This window comes from Anaerococcus sp. C0059F3 (genome assembly GCF_056590475.1).
Window position 1 is genome coordinate 138,738 of the sequence record NZ_JBWPWE010000006.1, and the last position, 10,706, is coordinate 149,443.

Annotated in this window: 8 protein-coding genes; 5 read left to right on the forward strand and 3 right to left on the reverse strand. The window is 37.1% G+C overall.

The features are described 5' to 3' along the window. The first annotated feature begins 111 nt into the window (after positions 1–111). From AC1EJ5_RS05540 to AC1EJ5_RS05550, 3 genes are read left to right on the forward strand one after another with little or no spacing between them, the layout of a single operon-like run. Positions 112–1,533 carry an FAD-dependent oxidoreductase gene (locus tag AC1EJ5_RS05540; RefSeq protein ID WP_479815065.1) on the forward strand — a complete coding sequence of 474 codons (1,422 nt, stop codon included), beginning with the start codon at positions 112–114 and terminating at the stop codon, positions 1,531–1,533. 9 nt (positions 1,534–1,542) lie between these two features. Next, complete coding sequence (locus AC1EJ5_RS05545) at positions 1,543–2,802, forward strand: NAD(P)/FAD-dependent oxidoreductase (protein WP_311486834.1); 1,260 nt, start codon at positions 1,543–1,545, stop codon at positions 2,800–2,802. Continuing rightward, positions 2,799–3,155: a DUF1667 domain-containing protein gene (locus tag AC1EJ5_RS05550; RefSeq protein WP_223419318.1), complete on the forward strand. Its 357-nt coding sequence runs from the start codon at positions 2,799–2,801 to the stop codon at positions 3,153–3,155. Before AC1EJ5_RS05545 ends, AC1EJ5_RS05550 begins: the two co-directional genes overlap by 4 nt. A 446-nt stretch (positions 3,156–3,601) precedes the next feature. Here the strand turns inward: AC1EJ5_RS05550 and AC1EJ5_RS05555 are convergent, their stop codons facing one another. Together AC1EJ5_RS05555 and AC1EJ5_RS05560 are read right to left on the reverse strand one after the other, a co-directional pair. Beyond that, positions 3,602–4,318, reverse strand: a complete 717-nt coding sequence (locus AC1EJ5_RS05555; protein ID WP_311479498.1) for an MIP/aquaporin family protein — start codon at positions 4,316–4,318, stop codon at positions 3,602–3,604. Positions 4,319–4,451: 133 nt separating this feature from the next. Next, positions 4,452–5,936 (reverse strand): NAD(P)/FAD-dependent oxidoreductase, encoded by a 1,485-nt coding sequence (locus AC1EJ5_RS05560; protein ID WP_308749206.1) that lies wholly within the window; start codon positions 5,934–5,936, stop codon positions 4,452–4,454. Between the two features lie 314 nt (positions 5,937–6,250). On the opposite strand from AC1EJ5_RS05560, the gene AC1EJ5_RS05565 reads away from it, so the two are divergent. Together AC1EJ5_RS05565 and AC1EJ5_RS05570 are read left to right on the forward strand one after the other, a co-directional pair. Beyond that, positions 6,251–8,584 (forward strand): zinc ribbon domain-containing protein, encoded by a 2,334-nt coding sequence (locus AC1EJ5_RS05565; RefSeq protein WP_479815068.1) that lies wholly within the window; start codon positions 6,251–6,253, stop codon positions 8,582–8,584. Positions 8,585–8,685: 101 nt separating this feature from the next. Then, positions 8,686–10,011, forward strand: coding sequence for an alpha-amylase family glycosyl hydrolase (locus AC1EJ5_RS05570; protein WP_479815070.1), 1,326 nt, complete (start codon positions 8,686–8,688; stop codon positions 10,009–10,011). A gap of 117 nt (positions 10,012–10,128) precedes the next feature. On the opposite strand, the gene AC1EJ5_RS05575 is transcribed toward AC1EJ5_RS05570, so the two are convergent. Beyond that, positions 10,129–10,458 carry a hypothetical protein gene (locus tag AC1EJ5_RS05575; RefSeq protein ID WP_479815072.1) on the reverse strand — a complete coding sequence of 110 codons (330 nt, stop codon included), beginning with the start codon at positions 10,456–10,458 and terminating at the stop codon, positions 10,129–10,131. Positions 10,459–10,706: the final 248 nt, after the last annotated feature.

Consider the following 10,706-nt stretch of genomic DNA (forward strand, 5'->3'; position numbering starts at 1 on the left):
CAAATCTGTGATATAATAGATATAACTTAATAAGAACGGAGAGAGATGAGCGTAAGTATTCTATACTTGCGCTCGTTTTTCTATATAGTTTTTTACATAAAAGGAGTAAAGATGTTTGATGTAATAATAATTGGTGGAGGAGTTGTTGGAGCTTCAGTCGCTTGCCACCTATCAAAGAAAAAAGGAAAATTTTTATTACTTGAAAAAAACGAAGATGTTTGTACTGAAACAAGTAAGGCAAACTCTGGTATTTGCCACGGCGGTTATGACGCTGAACCAGGTACCCTAAAGGCAAAATTTAACGTAGAAGGTAACCAGATGATGGATGAGGAAAGCAAACTATATGCATTTCCTTATAAGAAAATAGGAACCCTTGTTTTATGCCACGATGAAAAAGATATGCCAAATCTTCAAAAATTATATGACTATGGTATAGCAAATGGCGTTAAAGGCATGAAAATCCTAAACAGGGAAGAAACCCTAGCCCTAGAAGGTAATATCACAGAAGATGTTGTAGCTTCCCTATATTGCTCAGAAGCTGGAATCTTAGATCCTTTCCTAATGACTATAGCCTATGCAGAAGTTTCAAACATCAATGGTGTTGAATATAAATTTAATACCAAGGTTGAAAAAATCGAACAAAAAGACGACCATTGGGTTCTTCATACAAATGATGGTGACTTTGAAACAAAGGCAGTTATAAACTGTGCTGGTATCTATTCAGATGAACTCCACAACCAAATTTCTGACGAAAAATACGAAATAAAGGCTCGTCGTGGTGAATACTTGCTCCTAGATAAGGAAACAGCAGGTTTTGTAAAACATGTAATGTTTAACCTTCCATCTGATAAGGGTAAGGGAATCCTTGTAAGTCCAACAATTGACAACAACACCCTTGTAGGACCTACATCAGACTTTATAGATGACAAGGCTGACAGGAGATCAACAAGAGAAAGACTTGAAGAAGTTATAGAAAAATCAAATCACACTGTTAAAGATGTCCCAGTTAGAATGGTAATCACATCATTCTCAGGAAACAGAGCCCACGAAGTTGGTGGCGATTTTATCTTGCAAGAAAGCAAGGAAGGTTTCTTTGACTGTGTTGGTATAGAATCTCCAGGACTTACCTCATCTCCAGCAATTGGTAAATACATGGCAAATCTAGTAGCAGACAAGTATGGCTTTGCCGAAAATGAAAATTTCAACCCTGATAGAAAACCAATTCCAAAAACAAGCGAGATGACTCTTGAAGAACACTCAGAACTAATTAAGAAAAACAAACTCTACGGCAAAATCATCTGCAGGTGTGAATCTGTAACTGAAGGTGAAATAGTAGATGCAATAAATAGACCACTTGGAGCAAGGACTGTAGACGGCATTAAAAGACGTGTTAGGGCCAGCGCTGGTAGGTGCCAGGGCGGATTCTGTTTACCACATTTAATGGAAATTTTAGCTCGCGAACTTAATGAAGATATGTCAGATGTAGTTAAAAACTCAAAAGAATCTTACTATGTTGATGGAAGAGTAAAGTAGGAGTAGAGAATGAAAAATTATGATTTAGTAGTAGTAGGTGGCGGTCCTGCAGGTCTTGCAGCAGCAGCCAGAGCCTATGACTGTGGTGTAAAAAACGTCTTAATCGTAGAAAGAGATAATAAACTTGGGGGCATCCTTAACCAATGTATCCACAATGGTTTCGGCCTTCATAGGTTCAAAGAAGAATTGACAGGTCCAGAATACGCAGGCAGATATGAAGAAATAGTAGCAGACCGAGACATAGATGTCTTATTAAATACAATCGTAATGGACTTTAGCCCAGATAAGACCTTGACCCTAATGAATGAAGAAAACGGAATGTTCCAAATAAAACCAAAGGCAGTAATACTTGCCATGGGTTGTAGGGAAAGACCAAGAGGAGCCCTAAACATTCCAGGATCTCGTCCAGCTGGTGTATATTCAGCAGGTACAGCTCAAAAATTAGTAAACCTTGATGGTTTTATGCCAGGTAAAAAGATTGTAATCCTAGGATCTGGTGATATAGGCCTAATAATGGCAAGACGTATGACCCTAGAGGGAGCTAAAGTTCAGTGCGTGGCAGAAATTATGCCGTATTCAGGCGGCCTAAAGAGAAATATAGTCCAATGTCTAAACGACTTTGACATTCCACTATACTTTTCAACAACAATTTCTGATATAGAAGGAACTGACAGGGTAGAGGGTGTTTACCTATCAAAGGTAGACGAAAATATGAAAGTCATCCCAGGTACAGAAGAATATGTAGAATGTGATGCCATCCTTCTATCAGTAGGTCTTATCCCTGAAAACGAACTAAGCAGGGATGCCCAGATTAAGATGGATCCAAGAACTAAGGGTGCAGAAGTATCCGACAGAATGATGACTTCAATAGATGGCGTATTTGCAGCAGGAAACGTCCTTCACGTTCACGACCTAGTAGATTATGTAACAGAAGAAAGTGAACTTGCAGGCGAAAACGCAGCAGCCTACATTAAAGATGAATTTAAAGCAGATAATGAAAAGAAAATCCATCTCACACCAGGTAATGGCGTAACCTACACAGTTCCTCAATATATAGCCCCAGGCTCAATGAGAGATGAAGTAGTAATTAGGTTTAGGGTAAACAATATCTATCAAAAATCAAGATTAGTTCTAGAAGTAGACGGCAAAGAAGTTGCCCAAAAGAGAAAGATAGTATTTGCCCCAGGTGAAATGGAAGACTTGGTTCTTAAGAAAAGTGATTTAGACGAAAATAGCGAAAAAATCGAAGTAAGATTGGAGAGCTTATGATCAAAGAATTAACCTGTATAAATTGCCCACTTGGCTGCACAGTCAGCGTTACAGTAGAAGATGGACAAATCACAAATATCACTGGCAATACTTGCAAGAGAGGTGAAGTTTATGCTAGAAATGAACTAACAAACCCAGTAAGGGTTGTCACTTCCACAGCTAGGGTAGACGGAGCAGACCAATATTCTGTTTCGGTCAAAACAGAAGAACCTATTCCAAAGGGAAAAATAATGGAAGTAATGAAAGAAATAAACAAGGCCCATATAGATGCACCAGTAAAAATTGGTGACTGCGTAATAGAAGACGTAGCAGGAACAGGAATCAGAGTAATAGCTACATCAAAGGCTTCATAAAAACAAATCCTCCAGGCGCAGGCTGGAGGATTTTTTTGTCCTTAAATAGGAGATATGTAAGAAAAATCATTGTCAAAGATCTATTTTAAAGTACCTTGCTTAAAATAATTGTAAAAATAAGAGAATTTACATAAGTTAGCTTATTTTGTTATTGAATTTATTGGCAAATTTTTGTGTATAGCCCAGCATTTGATCTTATGTAAACAAAAAAACGACCTCCTTTTCCTTTAATTATGATAATCACATGCACAATTAAACAAGGAGGTCAGAATCTTGGATAAGATTAGTTTAATACATATAAAATAAGATGCAAATCTAAATTGAATTTAGGACTGATCTAAAAATCTTACTTTGATTTTTTTATAGGCTTAGGACGATAAAAGTGATTAAGCTTTTTAAGAAAATTTGCCAATAGAAAAACCCCTCAATCGAGGGGTTTTCCTATACTAGAATATAAAATTAAATAAGACAACTGCGATAAGTCCACCGATTATTGGGCCTACTACTGGAATCCAACCATATCCCCAGTTAGCGTCTGTTTTGTTCTTAACTGGAAGGACTGCGTAAGCAATTCTTGGACCAAGGTCTCTGGCTGGGTTGATAGCATAACCTGTTAAACCGCCTAGTGACATACCTATAGAAACAATGAGGCCGTAAACGAATAATTTGTCAACTCCGACTCCACCAGCGCCTGCTACATTGCCAAAACCAAGGATGGCAAATACAAGTACGAAGGTACCAACTATTTCAGATAGGAGGTTCCTGCCAGTATTAGGAATTGTTGGTGCTGTACAGAATGTTCCCCTTACTCCTACTGGGTTATCTGCTGTTGCATCGTAATGGTCTTTGAATAGGGCATATACTAAACATTGACCAAGGAAAGCTCCAAGCAATTGACCAGCTATGTATACTGGAACAGCATCTGCTGCCACATCACCCTTGAATGCTAAAGCTATTGTTAGTGCTGGGTTGAAGTGAGCACCTGTTAGGGCACCAAATATGGTTGCTGGAATAAGAACTGCTAGACCCCAAGCAATGGTGATTTGGATAGGACCAGCGCCTTGCATACCACTTTTGTTTAAAGAAACGTTTGCTACAACTCCGTTACCTAGTAAAATAAGTATGAGTGTACCGACCATTTCGCCTAAAAATATATCTCTCATTTTCTCTCCTTTCTGTGAATAAAAAAACAGAGAACTACCTTGGTTATTAGCTCTCTGTCTCTGATTTATTCAACTGTGAAAATGTTTACATCATTATTATATCACGTGCCTTATTATTTTGCAAATATTTTTGTTAAATTTTTGATTCTTTTTCTAGAGTCTTGATAAATTTATTAATGTCAGCCTTGTTTACTCTTGTAATTCCTGAATGTTCTGAGTCAAAACGATCGGATTTGACTTTGTGGCCGAGTTCATCTTCCATAACTTCAATCACTCTGGATCTACAGAAAGACCCTTGGCAAAAGCCCATGCCCGCTCTAGTTCTTCTCTTGATAGAGTCAAAGCTATTGCAAGGAAGGCCACGATTCATGGCATCTCTGATTGTTTTTTCACTTACTTGCTCACACCTGCAGACTAGCCTTTCTGGGTCACCTAGGGGAAGGTCAACTTTTTTGATGACCTTGTTGAAATCTTCGAGTTCTTTGTATTTGATGATTGGATTCCTGTGTGGATTGTAGGATGGATCATCTTCTAATTTTAGGCCTATATCTTTTAAGATTCCCTCAACCATTTTTGCTATAGCAGGAGAAGAGGTGATGCCTGGAGATTGGATGCCAACTACATTTATAAAGCCGTTTGTCTTGGTGTTTTCAATGATAAAGTCACCTGTAGATGAGGCTGGGCGAAGACCTGTGAAAGATCTGATAAATTCCTTGAGGTTAATTACGCCATCTTTGACTGATTTTTGGGCCAAATCGTAGATTTCAGCCAATCTTTCTATATGGGTGCCCCTGTCGATTTCTTCCTCGTCAATGGCATCAGGACCTAGAAGGAGGTTGTTATGATAGGTCCTTGTAACTAAGATGCCTTTTGACTTTGGACTTGGGGTTTGGAAGAGAACTTGCTTGGTTCTTGAACCAGTGCCTTTTTGCATTAGGAGGTATTCTCCGCTTCTTGGATGTATTGTGAAATCTGTTTGGGTAATCATTTGAGAAACCCTTGCGCCTTCAAGGCCTGAAGCGTTGATAACATACTTACCTTCATACTTATCTCCGTTTTCGGTTATGACTGTGAATACATCGCCATTTTTTTCTATATTTGTAACCCTACTTTCAAGCTTAAGGTCAGTGCCATTTGCTATGGCGTTTTCCATTAGGGCTATGACATATTCATATGGTGAGCAAACCCCAGCACCCTTGCAATATAGGGCAGAGGTGGCCTCATCTGATACATTCGGTTCAATTTCTCTTAGTTTCTTTTGGTCGATTATTTCTAGGTCATCAAGACCATTTTCAGGGCCCATGGCCATGAGTTTTTCAAGTTCTTTTTCGTCTTCTTCACTAAAAGCTAAAACCAAAGACCCATTTTCCAAGAAGCCAAAATTTAATTCTTCATCGAGTTTTTTAAATTCCTTTCTGCCTTCGTAGCAGATACGGCCCCTAAGTTCGTGGTGGGGCTCAGCATAGCCACCGTGGACTATGGCTGAATTGGCCTTTGAAGCGCCCATAGATACGTCATTTTCTTTTTCTAGTACAAGTATATCAAGTTTGTAGCGGGAAAGTCTCCTTGCTATACTAGCCCCTGTGACACCAGCGCCGATAATTATAAGATCATACATAAAAAATCCTTTCTATTTAGGGAGTGGACTTATATTCCAAACCTTAGTTAATATTAAGAAACTCCCTCTAAAGACAAAAAGAGAGCGGCAAAAATAATTGCGCTCTTTCACTATCTTATTAGGTAAACCTTTTCTACATTATAGCACAAAAAATTGCTAATTTCAATTCATCTTCTTTTATTAATTTTGCATAAAAATTTTAAGAAGATTTTTAAAAAAGAATTTTTTATCAATTTTCAAGAGATTAGGATTTATTAGTTTATATTTTGACTTTTAAAAGTATATTATATATAGCATATAAAGGGAGAAATTTTATGAAATGTGAGCATTGCGGTGCGAATATTGATAAGGCTAGCAATTTTTGTCCTGTTTGCGGGAGCAAACTTAGCAAAAATGAGCCTGATAAAAAAATAAATCAAGAGGATTTAACTCAAAAAAAGAGTTTTTCAAATCTTCTTAATTTTAAATTTAATAAAACAGCTAATGATTCTGAGGAAAAAACTGAGACCAACCAGTCAAAGTCTGAAGAAAAGGATTATGCTATAAAAAATGACAATAGCAGTGAATCAGAAAAGCCTATTATAGATGATAATGTTGGGTCTGAGCCTTTTTTCCAGAAAACTGGCAAGGATTTTTTGGATGAACCAGTAGTTAATAGAAATAAATTAGAAGCTAAGGGCAAAGATAATTCCGATGAACAAAATCCTGAACCACCTAATAGGATGGATAAGGAAAGCAGGATGTATGAAAACCTAGGAGGGAAATCTTCGCCTATTAACCAAAGGTCCGTCATAGAAGAAGTCCAAGACAAGGTTTCTAGGAGCAAGTCCAGGAAAAAAGATGATTCAGCCTATTATATAGATGACAACAGGTCTTCTATGTTAAATAAAAATATAGAAGACAGGGTTGAAAAGATTATAAATGGCGAAGACAAAGAATTGTCAAATCTCACCTTGTCTGAAGGTATTAGGAAAATTCCTAGAAAGAGCAAGGTAACAATAGCTCAAAATAGCGGGCAAGATTTCATAGCCCCTAAAGAGAGCCAAGAAATAATTAGCCCAAGTAAAGCAGACCAAGCAGCTAAGAAAAGCCAGGAAGAGAAATCTCAAACAAGTCCTAAGATAGATAAGCAATCAATTGAATCTTTCAAAGAAAAGTACATCACAAAAAGGAATTTGCTAATAGCCCTTATTGGTATTTTGCTTGCTATAATCATCGGCACTCTTTATCTTAAGATGAACAAGGCCGAAGATATAACAATTCCTTTAAGCGACTACATCACCCTAACTTATGAGGGAGAAGACGGGCAAGCCGTGCCAAAGGCTAGTATAGATACAGAGAAATTAATCGCGGCCTATGGCAATGATATTAAGTATATTTCTAGGGATAATAACAAGGGATCATACGATTCTCCAGCCCAAGAATTTGCGGCAGACTTACAAAACAATGTGGTCTTCCAATATTCTAAAGACAGCGGCCTATCAAACGGCGATGAGATTACAGTCATGGCTAACCTTGATAATATCAAGATTTCAGATAAGTACAATGTCCTAATGTCAAATGCATCAAAGGCAGTAATTATTGATGGCATCAAAACCGATGACTTTACCGATCCTTTCACCTACATCAATGTGAAATTTGAAGGCCAAAGTCCAAATATGACCTTAACAGCAGGTCTCACTGACGATGCTCCAGAGTTTATGCATACAATTGACATAATTCCATCCAAGTCAAACGGCATAACAGAGGGCGAAGAAGTAGCGGTAAGCCTAAACTTCAACGCAGATGTCCTAAAGGAAACATACAATGTAAGCCTATCTCCAACTAGCAAAAACTTCACAGCCAAGGCTGGTGATGGAGAAAGCAGTGGTGAGGGTGATGCTGATTCTGATTATATAAGCACAACAGCACATTTGAATGATGAAATGCTTGGGGAACTCAAATACAAGGCAGGAGAGCTAATCAAACAAACTATTTTGTATAAGAACATAATAAACGTTGATAGTGTCGACTACCTAGGATCATTTACAGGTATAAAGGATGATGGAAGTGGAGATATTAAAAATAAAGTCTACCTAATTTATGAAGTTTCAACTTCAGAAAAACTTCCTGAATCAAACTTCCAGTCAAGCTTCAAATATTACACCTTTGTGGAATATCAAAATGTGAAAAAGGCCAAGGACTCCGATGGTAAGTTCTACTCTGGAGGACCAATCACTACTGATAATCAAATATTCCACAAGTTCTTTGTAGAAAGCGACTATAAGTATTACCAAATCGAATACCAAGGATTTGGCTTTATAGATAAGGCCCTAGCTAATGTTGGTGCAGGCCTTGAAGGTCTAAGTGTGACAGAAGATAACAAGACCAATATCACTGATCATTTCGCCACATCTGACGGAGTCGTTGGGGAATATGAAGCAAACGGTAGGAGGATATCACTTAAGGCCGATGGCAGCCTGGTTTACCAAACAGATAAGGCAGTCCACCTAGGATCCTATAGTGACAATGGCGGGGAAATTTCTGCCACAATTAAGGGGGTTAATGTTGATACTCCAATTATCCTCAAATACGAAAATGGAAAACTAAATGCAGAAAGTCAAGGAGAATTTGACGCAATTAGCTTTAGCAAAATAGAAAACTTTTAATAAAAGGGCCCGGTGGCCAGTGAATTGACCCAAAATTTTCAATAATGATGAGATTTTCACACCACTAGGCCTTTTTTCTAAGGAAAATAAAAGGAGAGACTATGTTAGAAAATAAAGATATAAAAACAACATATTACGAAGCCTACCCAAAATCATTTGTAGATTCAAATGCTGATGGGATAGGCGATTTGGAAGGGCTTAGGTCCAAACTTACCATACTTTCCCAGCTTGGTGCAAATTACATTTTATTAAACCAAATTTTTGCAAAAACAGATGGGAAAATAGATTTTTACAAGGTGGATGATGAGATAGGAAGCCTTGAAGATGTAGGAAGAATTTGCGAAAAGGGCAAGTATATCAGGGTCAAAACCCTATTAGACTTTGACGCAAAAGACCTAATTGCGACTTATGGTGATAATTTAAAAGAAGAAATCCCAGATTTATTAAAACACTGGAAGAACATTGGAATCAAAGGGATCAGGATAAAAAATCTCGATGATTTTTCTTCTGATTCACCAAAGGCTGGCGAGGAAATAATTTCAGAAATAAGGGATGTAACATCCGACCTCGGCCTAATTTTTATTGGAGGCTTTGATAAAGTAAACCAAAAGTTTAAAGACCAAGTCGACATGGTTTATTTTTCAAAGGCCAATAGACTGGTAAAAGAAAAAAATTCCTATAAAGAATTTTATGAATTTCTAGATATGGCCCAGACTTTAAGTGGGGAAGTGCCTGTTGGTTTAGACTTTGAAAACTTCAAAAGTCCAAGGCTTATAGAAAAAATCCTAAACCATGATGAAGAAGCAAGACCACTTACCGAAGCTCTTGCGACCCTGCTATTTAGCTTAAAAACAGCGCCTTTTATCTATCAGGGAACAGAAATAGAAGCTAAAAGTGAATACGATATAGATATGGATAAAATTTCCGATTTGGAAATTAAGAAAATTTACGAAAGATATATTGAAGAAGGCCTTAATCAAGAAGAGGCTATCGAGAAATTAAAGAAAGAATCTAATTTTTCAGCAAAAATCCCATTGAGGTGGGATGAATCAAGCCTTGGAAAGTTTTCGGAAGTGGAAAATTACTACGGAACCATGGTCCAATACGACAACAACTACAAGGAATACCTAAAACACGCCGATTCATTTTTCTTCTATATGTATGACATCATCATGCTTAGAAAAAGAGACTCAGTCTTTGGCCTGGGCGACTACGAGGCCTTAGCAATAGATGAAACAACCTACATCTACAAAAGGACCTATAAGGATAAGGCCTATGCGGTTTTAGTAAATTTATCAGACGACTTCTATGAAATAGAAGAAAAAATTACAGACTTAATTAAAGATGGTAAAGTCATAAAAAATAACAACCACGACTACGACCCAGAAGTCCTAGACGCCTACCAAGCTGTGATAATCGAGTTATAAAAATTTAATGAATTTAAAAACACAAGCCTAAAAATTTCTTAGAGCTTGTGTTTTTAAATTTCAAAATATTTTAGTTAACAATTTGCTGCTTTCTATCTTCTTCCGTCTTAAAAATTATCAGCTAATATCATTAATGTACAGATTTATGGTTTTTCCATCCTCTAGGAACTTGTATTTAAAACCTGTACCGAAATTTGATTGGTTGTTTTTAGTAGGTTTTGTTGTACTTTCAACTTCTGAATCAATTTCTCCATCAAAATCTGTAATCTTGTCGTAGTATTTTTCTTCTCCTGAATACAAATAGAGCTTGTCATCAACAAAGATCATAGGAATCAAATCCCACTGGATATTTTCATCGGAATCTTTAACTTCTTTATCGATAATTTTGTTATTTGAACAAGCAGTAAAGGAAAAAATTGCCATCAAAACAAATAGAATTAATTTCATTTTAGGCCTCCATAAAGATTGTAATTTCAGGGATAATCTTATAAGAATCATATTTGAAAACACAAAAAAAGCAACCAACATAAGGACGCTTGTCTTGTATAAAAAGTTACTTAATGTTTTTAGGGCAATAAAAAAATAGCGACTGATGTTGCTAAATTAAATGGTCGGGGGAAGGATTCGAACCTTCGAGCCTCACCTTCTCAAAGCCGAAGTGAGACCAACAAAAAAAGCAACCATCTTAAGGTCGC